We start from the raw sequence: 18807 nt of genomic DNA, 5'->3' as shown, positions 1-18807 counted from the left end.
TGTAGTTTTCTGTTTGATGGAAAGGCGATTTTCTTCCTTCTTATACATTGTTAAATGAAACTACAAAAGTCTAAATTAGGATTTTATTGGCAATTCTAAGCAAATGAAAATCAAAATACAAATTAAAATAAATACAAAAATGATTCATCTATATAAATTTTTCACTTTACTTCTCTTCTTCACTGCAACGTGCTTGGTGGCTCAAGACAATTCTGTGCCGACACCTGCAAAAGCACAATCGCAGACTATTGTTTTGACAGGAGGAACAGCCCATGTTGGTGACGAAAATGTCATCAATAATAGCATCATTATTTTTGAAAACGGAAAAATCACGATGGTGGCAGATATGACCATGGTGAAAATAGACCTAACCGATAAAACGGTGATAGACATCAGTGGTAAGCATGTCTATCCAGGTTTTGTAGCAGCAAGTACTGCAATGGGCTTGATGGAAATTGCCGCAGTTCGTGCTACCAATGACGATGAAGAAATTGGCACACTCAATCCCAATGTTCGGTCTATCATTTCCTACAATACCGATTCAAGAGTCATACCCACCGTTCGCTCCAATGGTGTATTGATTGCACAGGTTCGCCCAAAAGGAGGACGCATTTCGGGAACGTCTTCGATTGTGCAATTGGATGCATGGAACTGGGAAGATGCGGCCTACAAACTAGATGATGGTATTCACCTAAGTTGGCCTCACCTATACACCTTCAAAGGTTGGTGGGCAGAGCCAGGAGGTATCGAAAAAAACGAAAAATACGGTGAACAGATAACCGACATCGAAGACTTATTTGACCAAGCCAAAGCCTATTGTCAAAGCGAAGATCATGACGAAAAGAACTTGAAATTGACCGCAATGTGTGGGTTGTTTGATGGCTCAAAGAAACTTTTTGTGCATGTAAACATGATCAAAGAAATCATTGAAGCGGTGAATTTCTCCAAGAAATATGGTGTAAAAATGGTGATTGTAGGAGGTGAAGATGCTTGGATGGCAACCGATGTATTGAAAAACAACAATATTCCTGTAGTACTCAAACGTACCCAATCATTGCCAAATCGTGCGGATGAAGACATTGATCTTCCCTTCAAATTACCCAAATTGTTGCAAGATGCGGGAGTGTTGTATTGCATCACAATTGGTGACGGTTCAGATGCGTTTTGGGACCAACGAAACCTTCCTTTCCACGCAGGGCAAGCGGTTGCAAATGGTTTGACCCAAGAACAGGCCCTTGCTGCCATCACCTCCAATCCTGCCAAAATTCTCAACATTGCAGATAAAACGGGTACTTTGGAAACGGGTAAGGATGCCAATATCATCGTGTCTTCAGGGGATGTATTGGATATGCGAACAAGTAATATCGAACATGCCTTTATTCAAGGCCGTGCGATAGATTTGGACAACAAACAGAAGGCTTTGTATCGTAAGTATATGGAGAAATATGGGCTGGAAGAATAAAGAAGAAAAGATATTTTAATACAAAAAGATATGAGCGAACAAAAAGAAGAACAGCATATTCCCCTTGGTTGTTGGGTATTGGGGAGTATTTTGATGGTCGTAGTAGGGCTTTTGGTGATTGTATTATTGGTCAATTTTTTAGGCTTGTTTGGAATGGTATTTTCTGAGCATTGAATTCTGTTGGTATGTGGAAAATGGTTTGGATATTGAATATATTTTTTGTCGTGGGATGTTCGTCCGATACAGGATTTTCTACGCCTTTTCCAGTTCACACACTGAAGCAATCAAACGGATACATCAAGTTTGAAGACCATCAGATTTATTATGAAACGAAAGGGGAGGGGCTGCCTATTATTTTTTTACATGGTGGATATTTACACTGTGGAATGTGGGAGCAGCAAATGGATTTTTTTGCTGCAAAAGGTTTCAGAGCCATCAGTTATGACGATTTAGGGCATGGTAAAACAAGAGATGGGACGGTAAAAGTATTTGGGCATGAAGTTTTGCTGCAAATTCTGGACAGCCTGAACATACAGAAAGCTCATTTGGTAGGATTATCTTGGGGAGCAATGATTGCCGTAGATTTTTGCTTACAACATCCTGAAAAGGTCGAAAAAATGGTATTGATTTCTTCTGGATTGAATGGTTGGGAATATTTTCAAGATTCGCTAGCTGCAATGAACAATCAACTTCGTCAAAAAGCTAAAGAGCAAGCAGATACTACCAATTTTGTTGAACTATTCATGAGAAATTGGACGGATGGCCCTTCTCAAAAAACGGATAGATTGGACTCCTCTCTTCGCAATTCTATCCGACAAATCATGACCAAAACAGTTACTGCACATTGGGGAAAAAACTGGTCTTCTTTGGTTCAAAATCCACCTGCTCGTCTTCAATTAGAACAAATAAAACAACCTGTTTTGTTGGTGAAAGGTAGCTTAGATGCTCTTGACATCCACCAAATTACCGATATTTACCAAAAAAAACTTGACAATGCCTACCGATTCGATATACCAAATGTGGCACATACACTGACTATGGAAAAACCTGATTTGTTGAATGAGGTGTTGTTAGATTTTCTGCAATTTTGATAAAGGCGCATCTTAAAAACATACTATGCCCTCATTAAGTATATTTTATGTACTATAAGGGAAAAAATAAATCAATGAAGTCAGTTTTTACGATACTTTGGAATCTTGTCCATACATTGCAGCAATTGGGAGAAGAATTTGCAGATGATTTGTATAACAACAAACTTTGCAAGTCCAATGATTTTGATACAAGCTTTGTTTTTGACGTTCTTCTACTTCATCCCTTGAAATGCTACAATTTCATTTTTTTTTGTTTGTGGGATTTCTATATCTTCTTTATTTTGGTTAGCAAATATGTGTCCTCCTAATCTCACCTCTTATTGCAAATTTGATTCTTTGTTAATTTTTGAAGTCTCCTTTTACAGCTTTTGACAAAGAACCATTATTTTTCATCACCAATCCTTAATTGATTACAAATGAGAGCGTTATTGTTTATTGTATGTTTATTTGTTCTGTCTTCATTCGCTTATGCTCAAACCGATAAACCTGGTAGTGAAGATCATCCTCTTTTGACTCGTTATCCTGATTCCTACATTGCTTACTATGAAACGGTCAAATTTAGAGAATATGTATTGTCAACAGGGCCAGTAACAGGTTATCGCTATATTGGTAAACGGGACACACTTGAAGGTCAATTAACTCGAATAACCTACTTGATTGACAAGCCGACAGAAAGTTTGTCGATTGGAGAGGTCTATAGAGATTATGACTTGGCACTTCAAAAAGCAGGTATTTCTATTATTGCTAAAGGTTCGTTTGCTCAAAGTAATGTAAAAGGCGATGTTGGAGGGGGACAGTGGATTGGGTTGGCGCTGGGAGCCAATCCTCTTGGTCAAGGTGCAGCAGCCAATTATCTTTTTGCGGGTACGAGTAGTGCAGGAGGAACATTTGCTATCATGGGAAAAGTGGGGCGAGCAGATGGTTCGACCTATGTAGCGATTTATGGCGAAAGACACAGTAGTAAAATAGTGGTTGTGCATGTGGATGTGATTGAATTGAAGGCTGCCGAAACGGGTCATGTTTTTGCGGACGCCAATTACATCAGTAAGGAAATCACCGACCGAGGAAGTGTGGCAATCTATGGTATTACCTTCGACTTCAATAGCAGTACTATCAAACCTGAATCCAAAGCGTCTTTAGATGAAATCGCCTCCTACCTCAAAACGAACGCCAATATTTCTCTCTATGTGGTGGGGCATACCGATATGAAAGGTACTTTGTCCTACAATCTCAAACTCTCGAAAGACCGAGCTAAAGCGGTTGTGGATGCGCTCACAAAAGACTATGGAATTGCTTCGGAGCGATTGATTTCGGATGGTGTGGCGTTTTTGGCTCCTCGTGCTACAAACGAAAGTGATTTGGGGCGTTCGATGAATCGAAGGACTGAATTGGTGAGGCAGATAGAGTAACAACAAATCAATAAATTTTAATTTTAACTCAAAAACATTATTTTATGCAGTATTTTAATTTTAAACATTTTTTAATTTTCAGTTTGGCTATACTATTTTCATTTTCTTCCTGCAAAAACGATGATGATGGTATTCCGAATCAAGATGCAGGAAAAGGTGAAGTGACGGCTAATGTTAGTGGTAGTGCTTGGGAAAGTTCTCCAGATGGACCTCATTCTCCTGTTGGAGCAGTAGGTATAAAAAATACCTCTTTGAATATCATCATACAAGCATACGCAGAAGATGGTTCATATATATCTCTCAATATTATTTCCCAAAATGCCCTTTCTGAGAGCACTTATACATCGGCCAATGGAGAGTTTCAAGCACAATACAAAAGTGATTTTATGGATCAGATAACCTATACCTCTCTATTGGGGCAAGGAACAGTGACTCTGACAAACATCAGTGACAGCAAAGTTTCGGGTACATTTAACTTCACAGGGTTGAGCGGTACTGGAGATTCTCGTACAGTATCAAACGGCAAATTCGATATAGATTTATAGTTGTTGGCGAACTCAACAGATAGTAAAAAGCTGCAATTGGATTTAGGGATTCTATTGTGGCTTTTTGTTATTATTTTTAGCAAATAAAATCCTAGGATAGGACAGAGTTGTTAGTCCAAAGTCAAAAATATTGTTATTTTGTTTGTATAAATTTTTTTCAACTAAAAATTGTCCGTAGATTTGTCCGTGTCCGCAAAATAATACTATGGCAACAATTAATTTTTATTTAGACAAGACAGATAAAAAAGGATTCGCCCCTATTCATTTGAGAATCAATTGTAATGGGAAGCAAATAAAAATTGCTACTGGCGAAAAAGTGAAGATAGAATACTTTGACAAAGAATTGCAGAGCGTTAAATACGCTTCCAAAAAACAAAACGAAATCAATCATTACTTGGCCTTTTTGAAGGAAAGAGCAGACGAATTGTTAAACCGTTCTTACAAGAAAAAATATACTAACAAGGAGATAAAAGAGGCTTTAAATGGTTTTGTGAAAAACTACAAAGAACACCATCAAGTAAGTATTGTAAAAGAACAACTACCGCTTTATGGTCAGGTGTTTACGTTTATAGATTTGTTTGCAGGTGCAGGCGGGTTTAGTGAAGGTTTCTTGCAAGCAGAATACGAAAGCAAATATTTTGATTTTTTGTTGGGGAGTGATATCAATGAAAATTGTGAATTGACTCATGTAGTTAGGTACAATCATCAATTGGGTTTAGATGCTGCATTTTTGTGTCAAGACATTACTGAACCCGATTTTTTGGACAATCTATTGGCAAATATTGGTGATAAAAAAGTAGATGTAGTTTGTGGCGGGCCTCCTTGTCAGAGTTTTAGTTTGGCAGGGAAACGCAAAAAATTCGATAAAAAAGACGATTTGTTTTCACATTATCTACAAGTAATCAAGGTGCTGCAGCCCAAGTATTTTGTGATGGAAAATGTACGGGGCATATTGACCAAGGAAAAAGGCAAAATCAAAGAATTGGTATTGAAAGAGATTAATGCAATTATAGACATCAAAGAAATTCCCAAATTAAACACTTTCCTTAAGCAACTAAAAACGACCAACAAACAAGATGAATTTTTGATTGATTGCTTAATTAAAAGAATTGAATTAGAACAATTTAGTGAGAAAAAGGCTGAAGAAGCAAAAGAAATTTTCATCAATATGGTAGAGTCCAAATTTCGCCAATTGACCCCAAAAATAGTTGACTATAAAACCAGCAAAACGGATGAGCGGGTGAGTACGATTAGACATGGCTTTAATTTGCTGCAAAGAAATAAGCAATGGGAAAAACTCAAACGCAACGTCATACGTGAAAAAGATTTTTGCAATATAGACAATGACTATTTTGTGAATACCTTCAATGATTTTCTTTCGGAATTGGATGCAAACGAAATCATCAAAAAGATAAAAAAAGCTTTTGATGCTTTGGCGATTCCGAAAGCCTATCAAAAAGATTGTCAAGATATTCTACAGGCTCTGCAAATCTATACCCTTGGTTTTGATGATACCCTGCAATTTATTAGACGGTTTTGTAATGAAGAACAAAGAGAAGAATTGGCTCAAATTATTGAGAAAATAAGGCTCTATAAAATTGAATCTCCTTTTGTAGCAAATGCATCTAATTATGGTGTTCCTCAAAATAGAGAAAGGGTGTTGTTTATTGGCTGCCGCAAAGACCAAAAATTTATTGCAGAAATTCCACCAACTGTTAGTTCCGAAGAAAAAGTATCTGTTTTTGAAGCTTTATACGATTTGGATTTTGTCGGAAATGATGAGGAGGCGCATCACTATGAATCGGTTAATATTGCAACACAATACAATGGGGAAGCGAAAAAGATGAAAGCATTACTAAAGCAACGTTTGATTGATGGAAAACCAATCGAAACACAAGGAAAAACTTTTGCAGATTGGAGCAAAAAAGGTAGATTGAGCGGTCGCTTCAAAAATGGAACAAAGCCTTTTTATGTCAAAAATGCGGAAGCATTGGAGAAAGGCGAAAAGGTATATGATGTGCTACACAATCACAAAACAAGCAAGCAAAATGAGGGGGTCATTAAGCGTTTGGGCTTAATATTAGAAGCGGGAGATTACAAAAAAGCAAAGACAATGCTGGAAAAACATGGTGTATCTTCTAAAAAAAGAAACTACACGGTGTTGAAGCCCGAAAGCCAGAGTCCAACGGTCATGACTATACCCGATGATTATATTCACTACAATTCTCCAAGGGCATTGACGGTTAGAGAAATGGCAAGACTTCAATCTTTTGATGATGATTTTGTGTTTCAAGGAAAACGTTCGACTGGTGGAAATAAACGCAAAAGTGAAGTTCCGCAATGTACGCTTGTGGGAAATGCAGTGCCACCTCTTTTGGCGAGGGCGGTCGCTATGGAGATTTTAAAGCATATCAAATGAGAGAATTAACAAAAACAGAAGAGCAAAAAATAGGTGTTCTAACTGCGTATTCTATTTCTTTGACTTTGATTGAACCTACTCCTACTGGACTCAAAAAATCTATTATGGATGCAACAGGTTCTGTTAGAAATTACTTAAAATCCAACAACTTGCATGATTATGATTTACAATTGCAAGGACCGAGTTACAAGGTTCTTATTGAAGGTTTGATTTATGGAGTAAATTCTGTCACTAAATCACGCATCTCATTATACCGACCTAAAACCAAAAAGGGAGACCCAAGAATTTGGTTTTCTGGTTTGACAAAATTTGTTGCACCCAATGATATACTCGCCTTGATTTGTTTTGATAGAAAAATCCATGTTATCAATATAAGCCGATTGCCGATTGAAGCATTGTTACAATCGGATCAATCAAATCCATTGAAGGAATTGGTGGAAGAAATCAATGGAATAGAAAATGCTATTGCAAATGAATTGCTACTTATGCTTAGAAGTATTGCCCAACTTGGTCCAATTCCTTCTATGTTGAATGCAGACACTTCCGTTGGTCGAACATTGGAGACGGTTTTAGGGATAAATATCAATTCATCAAAAAAGCCTGATTACAAAGGGATTGAATTAAAGTCATTTAGAACAAAGAGAGGTACTAGGAAAAGCTTATTCGCTCAAGTTCCTGATTGGAAATTGAGTAAGTTTAAGAGTTCGGCTGAAATACTCCACGCCTTTGGTTATTCGAGAGAGGATGTTTTTAGGCTGTATTGTACTGTATCTGCAAATACCGTTAACTCACAAGGCCTATCCTTAAAAGTGGATTCAAATATCAATCAATTAATAGAATATTCAGATAACAAAAATATAGGCGATTTTGTGGTTTGGACTTTAGAGAAATTACATAAAAGACTATTAGAGAAGCATAAAGAAACTTTTTGGGTAGCTGCTGATAGCATCTTTATTGAAGGAAAAGAACATTTTGAATATAAAGTTGTGGAACATACCAAGAAACCCATGGTCGCTCAATTTGATATTTTATTAGAACAGGGTATCATCACATTAGACCACCTAATCAAAAGAAATTCACAAGGTAGAGTAGTTGAGAAGGGGCCATTTTTCAAAATCAAATCCAATGGATTGGCTTTGCTGTTTCCTCCAAGTACCATCTATTCATTGAAGTAAATAGTTTTCTATCAAAAAAAATGTAGAAGAAGTAAAGCCGTATCAGTTTTTTACGGCTTTTGAGATGTCGAAACCGTATCTTCAAAAATAATTTCCCCTATATTCGTTCTTTGCCTACAAAAAATTACCAAAATGAACAAACCACAAATCGTCAGCATCTTCCTCCTAATCACTTTTGTTACTTTCTCCTGCAAAAACACCAAAAAATCACAAACCAACAACAACCGCTACAATCCCGAATTGGCGGAGTTGGTCGAAAGAATGACAGGCTCCTTCAACAGCTATCGGCAATCCATAGACGACCCTTCCTACTACAACATCACCCTCGAAATGCACCGAATTTGGGAAGACCGAAACGATGGATATTGGCTGTACGTCGAGCAGGCAGTGGCGAGTATGAAGCACAAACCGTATCGGCAAAGGGTGTACCATGTGACAGCGTTAAATCCACGAACCTTTTCGAGTGAAGTCTATACACTGCCCGACGAAAAGCGATTCATTGGAGCATTCAAACAAAAAAATGCTTTTTTGACGTTCACGCCTGATTCTTTGGAGGTTCGAGAAGGTTGTGCCATCATTTTGCGGAAAGAAATAGATGCTTTTGTGGGACAAACCAAAGACAAAGAATGTGGCAGCACCTTGCGGGGAGCGACTTATGCTACTTCAAAAGTAAACATTTACAAAGACCGCCTCGAAAGCTGGGACCAAGGCTTCAATGACCAAGATTCGCAGGTTTGGGGGGCAGTCAAAGGCCCTTATATTTTTGACAAAATGGAAAAAATCGAACTCAAGTACCCCAAAGCCAAACGGGAAGATGTGGTGGACAACTATCACGGCGAAAAAATCAAAGACCCGTATCGTTGGCTCGAAGACGAGAACAGCGAGGAAACGAAGGAATGGGTGAAAGCCCAAAACGAATTGACCCGAAAATACATGAACAATGTGCCGTTTCGCCAACGCATTGAAGGCAGGTTGAAGGAGTTGTGGCAGTTTCCAAAATATTCGACATTGGAGGAAAAGGGCAAGTATTTTTATTTCTTCAAAAACGATGGACTGCAAAACCATGCAGTAATGTATGAGCAAAAAGGTCTAAACGCCCAACCCAAAGTATTCCTTGACCCCAATGACTTTTCAGACGATGGTTTGTTGTCGCTTGCGAATCACTCCTTTTCTAAAGATGGCAAATACATGGTGTATGGTGTTTCAAAAGGTGGTTCGGATTGGAGAGAATTTTATGTGTTGAAAAATGGAAAGAAACAAAAAGACCATTTGAAACACATCAAATTTGCGGGAGCAGCTTGGTACAAAGATGGTTTTTTTTACAGCCGTTATGAGCAGCCTGAAGAGGGCAAAGAACTGTCTGCCCAAAACCAATTGCAGCGCATTTATTACCACGAACTGGGTGAATCACAAGAACAAGACCAACTCGTTTTTGAAGAAACCCGTTATCCCAAACGGAGTCACAGTGCATCTACTACTTCTGACGAAAGCTATTTGATTATTACTGCATCAGAAGGTACAGACTACAATGCACTTTACTATACTAAAGCCAAAAAATGGGATAAAGGTTTTGAACCGATTGTTGAAGATTTTACTAGCAATAATTATGTAATTGACAACATTGGTGATGACCTTTTGGTGCATACCGACCGAGATGCGCCCAACTGGAAATTGGTCTTAATTAACCCAAATCGCCCCAAAGAGAAAAAATGGGAGACGGTGATTGCAGAAGACAGGAATGTATTGAAGGATGTTTGGTTGGCGGGCGACAAAATTGTGGCGCATTACTTAGAGGATGTCAAAAGCAAATTGGTGGTGTATAGTTTGAAAGGCGAAAGATTGGGTGAAATTCCATTGCCGAGTGCGGGGATGGTGAAAGACTTTTCGAGCAACCGAGATTCTAATGTGGTTTTCTACAAATTTGAGTCTTTTCTTTCTCATCCAACGGTTTATCAATACAACTTAGAGTCCGCTACAGTAGCAAAGGCAATCTACAAGTCTGATATTGATTTCCTTTTTGAAGACTACGAAACCAAGCAGGTTTTCTATACTTCAAAAGATGGAACCAAAATTCCGATGTTTATCACCCACCACAAAGACACCGAATTGGACGGTCACAATCCTACCTTATTGTACGCTTATGGAGGCTTCAATGTGGTACGTGAACCCGAATTCAAAATCGAAAACCTGCCTTTTTACGAAGCTGGAGGAGTCTATGCGGTGGCAAATATCAGAGGGGGAGCAGAGTATGGTGAGGATTGGCACAAGGCGGGAATGTTGGATAAAAAACAAAATGTATTCGATGACTTCATTGCAGCAGCCGAATACTTGATTGACGAAGGTTATACCAATTCTGAAAAACTGGCGGTGACGGGTCGCTCGAATGGCGGTTTGTTGATTGGAGCGGTGATGAACCAACGCCCCGAACTCTTCAAAGTGGCAATGCCCGTAGTCGGAGTGATGGACATGCTTCGCTATCAAAAGTTTACGATTGGCTGGGCATGGGTTGGAGAATATGGCAGTAGCGACGACAAACGACAATTTGATTTCCTTAGAGCCTATTCACCCTACCACAACATCCGCTACAATGCCAACTATCCTTCAACGTTGGTGCTGACTGCTGAAAGAGATGACCGTGTTGTTCCTGCCCATTCTTACAAGTTTACGGCAGAACTACAACACGCTTACAAAGGTACAAACCCAATTCTCACACGCATTGATGCCGCTTCAGGACATGGTGCGGGTGGTAGCGGCAAAACGGTACAGAATTACATTGAAGAATATGCCGATAGATGGGCGTTTTTGTTTTGGGAGTTGGGGATGTTTCCTAAGTAATTGTTTGGGAATCTGGGTAAAATAGCTTAAATTGCCTATACACAGGATTTAGACCAAGCGATTCAAACAGTTTTGTATGAAGCTGATGAAGCCGACGAAGCTGACTACAAAGCAGTGATTCCTCTTTATCTTCAAAAAGGAGATATAGCGAATGCCCAACAGTATTTGAACCTCATTTCTGCCCACAATGCAGAAAATACCCAATACATCGCCCTGCAAAACCTACACATCAATCTGCAATCAACAGGCAGAAGTTGGTATGATATCAATGCACAAGAAGAAGCGACAATTCGTAGCATTGCTACAAGCCCAACAAGGGTAGCCGTTCACGCCCAAGCAATTTTGCATTGGGTATTTGGAGAACAATTTGAAACGCATATTCCTGATATTGATGGTAGCGGAAGCCATAAAAGAACGATATTACCCCCTTTTAGCAATCGGATAAGCAAGCAAGAACTACAAATTTTGCCGAATCCAAGTAAGGGAATAGCCAATGTCTATTGGACACCACAAGAAGTAGAGCAACCTGCCCAAATACAAATCTTCGATTTAACAGGAAGGGAAGTTGCTTCTTATGCGGTAGATGCTGCTACAGGGCAGACACAACTGTTTGTCGAAGGGCTGAAAAATGGTATTTATATCTGTGTCTTGAAGATTGGTGAAGAAATTACTTACCAAACCAAGTGGGTGGTTGTGAAATAAAATTTCACACAAAAAGGCAGTTGTGTTTTTTAAACACAACTGCCTTTCCTATAAAACATACAAATAATATGAAATATCTTATCTACATACTCTGCTTATTATCTACTTTGCCAACAATGGCTCAACACACCTTTTCTACCACTATAGGTCAGCAACATCGACAAGTCTTAGAAAATGGTTGTAATGTTTTTTCTCTGTCTGATACCACTTATATCATTGCCAATAATTATCTAGATAGCTTGGGAATCAATAAGCTTAATCTGATAAAAATAGATGGACAAGGACACATCCTTTGGGAGAAAAATCACAGAGTTACATCAGGAGCAGTTATTTTTACTTGCATTGGAGAATTGATACATACTAAGGATGGAGGATTTGCTTTTGGTAGTTTTAAATACCAAAATGCAAGTTATGGAGAAGAAGCGTTCCTAATGAAGTTCAACAGCACAGGAGGATTGTTGTGGCAGAAAAGGTATGGCAATAAAGAGCAGCATGAAAGAACACTTGCCCTACAACAGTTTGAAGATGGAGGTTATGTTCTATCAGGGTTTTCCTTTCCCTCTGATTTTGATTCTACTACCATTTACATTGTGCGAACCGATGTATCAGGCAAAAAACTTTGGGAAAAATACATTTCTGCTCCCAAAGAAAAAGACAAAGATTATATGCGTTCTTTGAGCGTAGATGTCAACTTGGATGGGGAAATCGTGATAGGAGGTTTGATGGCAGAAGTAAATTTTAATGATAGTGACGGAACACATCTTGAAGATGGGATTGTTCTGAAATTGGACAGTTTGGGCAATGAAATTTGGCGGAAATATTATGAAACCCGTGATGAATTGAACGATTGTGATACGTATATTAAAACTCTGCCAACGGGAGGAGGTTACATTGTTTGGGGGTGTGAACGATACGCCATTTCTCCTTCTTCAGAATTCGTTGTAGATTCTTATTTTATTCAACAACTAACGGAAGAAGGAGATACCGTTTGGACAACATTTTTAGACGATGGCAGTAGAGAAAATGGAGGGACAAAAGAGATAGAAAATATCCATTTTCTGGAAGATGGACACTTATTGATTATAGGTACAAACACAGTTCAACCAAATGCAGCACCTAGATTTGGTTATTTGGCTAAGTGTACCTCTAATGGAGATTTAATATGGGAAAGAACGTTTGATTTTTATGGAGAAAGCCTTCCTGTATCTAATGATAATTTTTTCTATGATGTAGCACTGACACCCGATGGTGGTTTTATGGTCAGTGGAAGAATTACTTTTTATGGAGAACCTGCACTTTCAGGTACTCGAACTCAGGTGTGGCTGCTTCGCTTGGATAGTATGGGCTGTTTGTATCCCGATTGTACGGATAAACCTATTGTGGTGGACATTGAAGAAGTGTTGGTGGAGGAATTGGAGGGAGGATTGAAGATTGTTCCCAATCCAAGCAAAGGAATGGCAAATGTCTATTGGACACCACAAGAAACAGAAATTCCTGCCCAAATACAAATCTTCGATTTAACAGGAAGACAAGTGTTTAATGCTGTCGTAAATGCCAATAGTGGTCAAGCAAATTTGCCTACTACTATTGCTAAAAATGGTATTTACGTCTGTGTCTTGAAGATTGACAACCACATTAGCTACCAAACCAAATGGGTAGTAGTACAGTAATTCTTTCCTTCAACCAACCTCCATTCTATGTGCTTAGAATGGAGGTTTTCTTTTAAAATATACTATTCGATGAAATTCATATTATTTATATTTTGTTCAGTAGCTTCTTCTTATTTAGTGCTTGAACGATAAGGCACAAATATTTGATATTGATTAAAATAAAGAGCTTTTTTTGCTTGAATTTTATAGTAGAAATTATTATCTTAGCAATTGCAATATTTGTATAATGTTAATTACGAATCAAATGATGATTTGTCTGTCTATGAGATTCGTGTAAAAAAGTATTACTATCTGATGCGTAAAGAATTTGAAGCACAATTACAATTGGATTCGATTCCTATTGGAGAGGTAGAAATAGATATGCGAAGCCGTCATGAGCTACCTCAACTATTAGCAGGATTACAGCATATTTTCACGAATGAAGCACTTCGAACAGCCGTTCTGAAAGTTTTATCTGAGGCTATTTTGTCAGAAAAAAAGCGACGGGTCGTTTGGGAATGAGTTTATGGGAATTATTTGTTTTGGGTTGTTGCCGTCTAAATTTAAATATAGATTATGATAATCTACATGATTTATCGAATAATCACCATTCACTTCGAGGGATATTAGGTGTAGCAACGAGAGGTTATCTACCGAATGTAAAACATTATTGTTTGCAAACAATTAAAGATAATGTTGGTTTACTTACTGAAGATAACCTTAATGAAATCAATAAAATAATAGTTAATGAAGGTCATCAATTAAAAAAAAGGAAGGTAAAATTTTAGAGTTGAATCTCAAAGCAGATTCGTTTGTAGTAGAACGTCATATTCATTTTCCAACCGATATCCGTTTATTGTGGGATTGTGTACATAAATGTATTGGTTTTATAAAGCTGTTAAAAAGCGTAGTAGACATATCAGGATTACGTAATTATAAATCAATACGTAAAAAAATAAAAAGATTATATACGCTTACAGCAAGAATACATAAACGAAAAGGTAATAATTATATAAAACGCCTTCAAGATTCGACAGAGGAGTATTTGGCAGCAACCTATCCTTTATTAAAGAAAGTGAATGATTTAGTAGAAGCTTTGAGTGAAATAATTGATTCAAAACCTCACTTAGCAACAAAGTTAGAAAGCTTGAAATATTATCGAGATATGTTAAAAAAACATATCGATTTGGTGGATAGACGTATTCTACAAGGCGAACAAATTCCTCATTCGGAAAAGGTATTTTCCATTTTTGAACCTGAAACGGAGTGGTTGAAGAAGGGCAAGGTGCGCACCAAATGTAGAATTGGGGCATAATGTGTTGATTGTAACTGACCAATTTCACTTTATTGTTTATCACAAAGTAGCTGTAAAAGAACAAGATAAGGATTTAGTGATTCCATTAGGGAAGGAATTACAGGAACGCTTCAAAGAAAAGTGCAAATTGTATAGTATTAGTTTTGATAAAGGTTTCTGGCTGAAATCAAATAAGGAAGCGATGGAAAAAATATTCGATATAGTTGTGATGCCTAAAAAAGGAAAACCAACTATTGCTGAGAAAGAGGCGTACCAGGCAGATAACTACAAAACTTATAAGCGTAAACATAGTGCAGTAGAATCAAATATTAATGAATTGGAACAGGGTGGTTTGGATAAAGTAGCGGATAAGGGCTTGGATGGCTTCAAGAAATATGTGGCATGGGGAGTATTGGCTTACAATTTAAAGCGATTGGGCAGATTGTGCATGGAGCAGCAAAAAGCGAAAGCCAAGAAACTGCAAAAAGCGAAAAAACGAAAGCTCAAAAAAGCCTCTTGAGTTTCAAAATAGGCTTTTCTTTATAAATTGTTGATAAATAAGATTTTAACGTATTTCATAGGGGATTGTCTGCTCCGAAATGAGCGCAATGCAATGTATATCAGTAATTTAGAAAGAAATTGCCTCAAAACTCAAAAAAACATTCTCATAGATGTTTTTTTTTAATCTGTTTTTAATAAAAAAGCCTGTTTTCGTTCAGGCACTATTTATTTGCACAAACTACTTTTTCTACAACTTTGGGAGAATACAATCCACGAATGTATGAAAATGGTTGTAATATCTTTGCTTTAGAGGATAGCACTTATATCATTGCTCACGAAAAAGAGGTAGTAGTTCATCAAACTCCGAAGGATATAAAGTTGTTAAGCTAAGAAAGCGACAGGGGGTTTTGATATATTTCTTTAAAATTCATATTCTTGAATATAACAACAAAAAATGACTTTTCCAAAAATATTCTCTCGTGTACGCACGCAGGCGCGCACGGTCTGAAAAAAATCATAATTACCTTTAGTATTTATTTTTTAAAGGCACAGGTCGAATGAATTCAACAATACAGATGCAACATTTATGAAGCTACCACTTTCTTGCTTTTTACACAAAGAGATGACAGTTAATCGTTTTAAAAACCAATAAATAGCTGTTAATCAATTAGATATACTTTGCGGGAAAATTATTTTTTACCTAACCCAACTTGTAGCATGAAAGCATATATTGTTAATAATCAGTAATTTGAATGAAAAATGTTGGTTTTCTGAAACTACCAATATTGGTTTCCGCATTGATTGTTTATATTACTTAAACCCACCCCTTACCCCTCCCAAGAGGGGAATTTCCCACTTGATACAAGTATTCCCCTCCTTGGAGGGGCAGGGGTGGGTTGCGATTTATTCCTTTTTAATGTGAAGGCCTATATTTTTTGGTAAACCACGCTAAAAATGAATTTTATGAATTTTGATATTTTTAACTACCTGAACAAACTCACCTTCTCATTCCAAACAGGATGATTCTCCTTCCAAATACTGACCAAGTACACCCCATTGGCCAACTGCGGCAATGAGAAATAAGAAACAGTTTGCCCTTGTTCCAAAGGCTTCTGTAAGAGTAATTGCCCATCCAAACGGTACAAATGCGCCATTAAATTTTGCGTTTGGATATGTTCGTCCACCGAAATCTTTAGTACTTGATGGTTGTCCTGAAAAACTGCTTTGAAGTCAGATGGAAAAAAGACAGGTTCAATTCCTACAACTCCGTCTTCCATCCATTCGATGCCACCATTGGCGATTAAGTTGTTGTCAAAATCAAAAAATGTGGCGTTTTCGTAGTGAGAACCCAAAGCCCATTGAGTAGAACAATTGGAAGAAACCCAAGCTGGCTCCCAGTAAATGACTCCGATTCCACCATTTTCTGCAACAGATTTGGAGAGGTCTATTATCCATTTTTTCTGATTTTCGGGACTTGCAGGATAGCCACTTTGAGTCGTACCTAAGATGTTGCTTGCATTGTCGTTACCATTTGAAGTCCAAGGATAGCCTGTTTCAAAAATCATGGACTTTTTAGTCGGGTACAGTTGTTTGAGTTCGGTAATAAGCGCACCCACACCTACAATGTTTGTCGGTTGGTGCCATTGCCAATAATAAGAAAAACCAATTATATCAAAATCAGTGACTCCATTTGCAGTAAATTGTTCTAAAAGCCATTTTACATTGTCTGGTCCTGCAATGTGCAATGCTATTTTTATATCTCTGTTTAGCGTTGTTTCCACATCTCTGACGGCTTGAATAGCAGTGTTGAACAATTGGCTATTTCTTTCCCAATCCAGAGTCCATATTGCATTGTCTATGGGAGATAACAAAATGCCTTTGTTTGTTTCATTACCTATTTGCACCATATCAGGGAGTACATTCTCGGCAGCCAACCCTATAAGAGTGGAGGAAATATGATTGTAAAGCGAGTCTTTTAGGGTAGGTAAATCAAAAACCAATTGCAGCCAAGCAGAAGGGATAAGTTGTTTGGAAGGATCTGCCCAATTGTCGGAGAGGTGAAAGTCGAGCAACACATCCATCCCTGCCGTTTTTGCTCGTTTGCTGCTTTTGAGTATATCTTGATAATCGGAATAGCGGTGTCCAATGTTCAAATTGTCGTACCAAGAAGGTGTATGCCACATTCTTAGGCGTACCAAATTGCAATTGTGGTCGGCAAAAATTTGGTAGGGATCTTTGGCAAGGTTGTTTTCTTTATATACCACACCACAATCTTCCATTTCATTGACGTAAGAAAGGTCTGCTCCAAAATAAAATTCCTGAGCTTGTAGATGATTTATAATCAAAAAGATAAAAATTGAAGTAAAAATAATTTTTAGACTTGTCCATTTATGTTTGACTGAACTCATGTTGTGGTATTTTGGTATGACCATTTTTGCTTTGTAAAACCTAAATATAGCAAAAAAAATGTCAATAAATTCGGAGCAATAACTTTACCACGCCATCTTTGACGGAATTGACAAAAATTTCGAAATACCTATCAGAATAACCTGCCCTCTGATAATATACATTTCCTGCTTGCCAACTATATTCGGTAGTTTCGAGATTCGGTGGTGTAATTCTGATGGTACAATCAAAATTTACATTAGTTGAATCACCATAATTTAGGTTAATTGCTGCAACGTAGAATCGAGTTTGAGTCAGTGATTCGGTATAAAACTTGTCAAACTCTTTGAGGGTAATATTTTTTTCAACAATTTTGTATTTGGGCTGTTTTTTTCGCTTGTAGATTTCCGCTTCAGGTGCTAAAATCTGCTTTTCCTCTAATAAACTTATCTGATTCTTCAATAGTTGGAGAGTATCGTTATACTCTTTAGAAAGTGCTGCCTGTTTTTCATCTATAACCTGTTTTTTTGTTTCCATAAATTCATTTTGTTGAATAACATATACGCTATCCAATATGGAATCATAATGTTGTTCAATATTTTTTATGGCCAATTGATGTCGCTGAATATTTGGTTGGTATAAAATATATATTGTTACTATGCCTACTGTGAGCATCAATATGATAGCAATGATGGTAGTTGTTTTCCACATGAAAGGTTAGTAAATTTTTAGGATAAAATTTATTTGGTCTTGTGTTATAGTTTCTACAAAAACTTCCATATAAAAATTAGTGTCATCAAAATGATAGTAATAGACTTTTCCAATTAACCAAGTTTCTTCAAATTGTCTTTCATTTGGGAAAGTAAGTTTTACGGTACAACTATGATTTGGATAGATGACTTGACCAAAAAATAACACCTTTGTGAGCGGTTCTTCATATATACCTTCAAAACTCTTCAAATGTAATTTTCGCTCAATCATTTTCTTGCTTTCTCTGCGTTTTTCTCTTATTTCTATCTCTTTTGGAATTCTGGTATATAAATCAATGTTGCGTTGAAGTTGGCTAATCTGGGTATTGTAGGTATTGATAGAATCTGTGTATGGTTTTGTTAATGTCTTATTAAATCTGTTGAGAGAGTCTGAAAATAAATGTATAACACTATCTTTATAGGCAATTAATACACTGTCAAATTTAATTTCATAAAAGTTTTCTACCTCTTTTTCTTTCAATGAGTATTTTGTCAGTTGCCCATTGAAGTAAAAAAAGGTGCTGACCAGGATTATTATTGCAATGACACCAAAAAGTAGGATAGTTGTTGTTTTCCACATGGGTAGGAAGA

Annotated in this window: 16 protein-coding genes; 13 read left to right on the top strand and 3 right to left on the bottom strand. The window is 37.3% G+C overall.

All coding sequences use genetic code 11. The features are described from left to right. Positions 1-139: 139 nt before the first annotated feature. From R3E32_08645 to R3E32_08585, 13 genes are all read left to right on the top strand, one after another. Positions 140-1462 (top strand): amidohydrolase family protein, encoded by a 1323-nt coding sequence (locus R3E32_08645; GenBank protein ID MEZ4884778.1) that lies wholly within the window; start codon positions 140-142, stop codon positions 1460-1462. Positions 1463-1492: 30 nt separating this feature from the next. Beyond that, positions 1493-1636: a hypothetical protein gene (locus tag R3E32_08640; protein ID MEZ4884777.1), complete on the top strand. Its 144-nt coding sequence runs from the start codon at positions 1493-1495 to the stop codon at positions 1634-1636. Between the two features lie 32 nt (positions 1637-1668). Continuing rightward, the gene (locus R3E32_08635; GenBank protein MEZ4884776.1) at positions 1669-2553 is read left to right on the top strand and encodes an alpha/beta hydrolase; all 885 of its coding nucleotides are present in this window, start codon (positions 1669-1671) and stop codon (positions 2551-2553) included. A gap of 416 nt (positions 2554-2969) precedes the next feature. Beyond that, on the top strand, positions 2970-3962 hold the full coding sequence (locus R3E32_08630) for an OmpA family protein (GenBank protein MEZ4884775.1): 993 nt from the start codon (positions 2970-2972) through the stop codon (positions 3960-3962). 44 nt (positions 3963-4006) lie between these two features. Further along, on the top strand, positions 4007-4507 hold the full coding sequence (locus tag R3E32_08625; GenBank protein ID MEZ4884774.1) for a DUF6252 family protein: 501 nt from the start codon (positions 4007-4009) through the stop codon (positions 4505-4507). A gap of 205 nt (positions 4508-4712) precedes the next feature. After that, positions 4713-6926 (top strand): DNA cytosine methyltransferase, encoded by a 2214-nt coding sequence (locus tag R3E32_08620; GenBank protein MEZ4884773.1) that lies wholly within the window; start codon positions 4713-4715, stop codon positions 6924-6926. Then, positions 6923-8101, top strand: coding sequence for an MvaI/BcnI family restriction endonuclease (locus R3E32_08615; GenBank protein MEZ4884772.1), 1179 nt, complete (start codon positions 6923-6925; stop codon positions 8099-8101). The genes R3E32_08620 and R3E32_08615 overlap by 4 nt, the downstream gene beginning before the upstream one ends. A gap of 132 nt (positions 8102-8233) precedes the next feature. After that, the gene (locus R3E32_08610) at positions 8234-10936 is read left to right on the top strand and encodes a CpcT/CpeT family chromophore lyase (GenBank protein ID MEZ4884771.1); all 2703 of its coding nucleotides are present in this window, start codon (positions 8234-8236) and stop codon (positions 10934-10936) included. A 72-nt stretch (positions 10937-11008) separates the two neighbouring features. Then, positions 11009-11638 (top strand): T9SS type A sorting domain-containing protein, encoded by a 630-nt coding sequence (locus tag R3E32_08605; GenBank protein ID MEZ4884770.1) that lies wholly within the window; start codon positions 11009-11011, stop codon positions 11636-11638. Positions 11639-11706: 68 nt separating this feature from the next. Continuing rightward, the gene (locus tag R3E32_08600) at positions 11707-13308 is read left to right on the top strand and encodes a T9SS type A sorting domain-containing protein (protein MEZ4884769.1); all 1602 of its coding nucleotides are present in this window, start codon (positions 11707-11709) and stop codon (positions 13306-13308) included. A gap of 294 nt (positions 13309-13602) precedes the next feature. Beyond that, positions 13603-13809 (top strand): hypothetical protein, encoded by a 207-nt coding sequence (locus tag R3E32_08595; protein MEZ4884768.1) that lies wholly within the window; start codon positions 13603-13605, stop codon positions 13807-13809. A gap of 268 nt (positions 13810-14077) precedes the next feature. After that, complete coding sequence (locus R3E32_08590; GenBank protein MEZ4884767.1) at positions 14078-14602, top strand: hypothetical protein; 525 nt, start codon at positions 14078-14080, stop codon at positions 14600-14602. Then, on the top strand, positions 14592-15101 hold the full coding sequence (locus R3E32_08585) for a hypothetical protein (protein MEZ4884766.1): 510 nt from the start codon (positions 14592-14594) through the stop codon (positions 15099-15101). The genes R3E32_08590 and R3E32_08585 overlap by 11 nt, the downstream gene beginning before the upstream one ends. Before the next feature lie 964 nt (positions 15102-16065). Here R3E32_08585 and R3E32_08580 read toward each other — a convergent pair. From R3E32_08580 to R3E32_08570, 3 genes are all read right to left on the bottom strand, one after another. Then, complete coding sequence (locus R3E32_08580; GenBank protein MEZ4884765.1) at positions 16066-17490, bottom strand: glycosyl hydrolase 53 family protein; 1425 nt, start codon at positions 17488-17490, stop codon at positions 16066-16068. Positions 17491-17551: 61 nt separating this feature from the next. Continuing rightward, positions 17552-18178, bottom strand: coding sequence for a hypothetical protein (locus R3E32_08575; protein MEZ4884764.1), 627 nt, complete (start codon positions 18176-18178; stop codon positions 17552-17554). 6 nt (positions 18179-18184) lie between these two features. Continuing rightward, positions 18185-18796: a hypothetical protein gene (locus tag R3E32_08570; protein ID MEZ4884763.1), complete on the bottom strand. Its 612-nt coding sequence runs from the start codon at positions 18794-18796 to the stop codon at positions 18185-18187. Positions 18797-18807: the final 11 nt, after the last annotated feature.

Source organism: Chitinophagales bacterium (assembly GCA_041392475.1).
Taxonomy (GTDB): Bacteria; Bacteroidota; Bacteroidia; order Chitinophagales; family UBA2359; genus JAUHXA01.
This window is presented reverse-complemented; position numbering and strand designations above follow the sequence as displayed.

Excerpts from the sequence above, each read along its gene's own strand:
- R3E32_08630 (MEZ4884775.1), top strand. The coding sequence starts at position 2,970 with ATGAGAGCGTTATTGTTTATTGTATGTTTATTTGTTCTGTCTTCATTC.
- R3E32_08575 (MEZ4884764.1), bottom strand. The coding sequence starts at position 18,178 with ATGTGGAAAACAACTACCATCATTGCTATCATATTGATGCTCACAGTA.
- R3E32_08620 (MEZ4884773.1), top strand. The coding sequence starts at position 4,713 with ATGGCAACAATTAATTTTTATTTAGACAAGACAGATAAAAAAGGATTC.
- R3E32_08645 (MEZ4884778.1), top strand. The coding sequence starts at position 140 with ATGATTCATCTATATAAATTTTTCACTTTACTTCTCTTCTTCACTGCA.
- R3E32_08580 (MEZ4884765.1), bottom strand. The coding sequence starts at position 17,490 with ATGAGTTCAGTCAAACATAAATGGACAAGTCTAAAAATTATTTTTACT.
- R3E32_08595 (MEZ4884768.1), top strand. The coding sequence starts at position 13,603 with ATGCGTAAAGAATTTGAAGCACAATTACAATTGGATTCGATTCCTATT.
- R3E32_08600 (MEZ4884769.1), top strand. The coding sequence starts at position 11,707 with ATGAAATATCTTATCTACATACTCTGCTTATTATCTACTTTGCCAACA.
- R3E32_08640 (MEZ4884777.1), top strand. The coding sequence starts at position 1,493 with ATGAGCGAACAAAAAGAAGAACAGCATATTCCCCTTGGTTGTTGGGTA.
- R3E32_08570 (MEZ4884763.1), bottom strand. The coding sequence starts at position 18,796 with ATGTGGAAAACAACAACTATCCTACTTTTTGGTGTCATTGCAATAATA.
- R3E32_08615 (MEZ4884772.1), top strand. The coding sequence starts at position 6,923 with ATGAGAGAATTAACAAAAACAGAAGAGCAAAAAATAGGTGTTCTAACT.
- R3E32_08625 (MEZ4884774.1), top strand. The coding sequence starts at position 4,007 with ATGCAGTATTTTAATTTTAAACATTTTTTAATTTTCAGTTTGGCTATA.
- R3E32_08610 (MEZ4884771.1), top strand. The coding sequence starts at position 8,234 with ATGAACAAACCACAAATCGTCAGCATCTTCCTCCTAATCACTTTTGTT.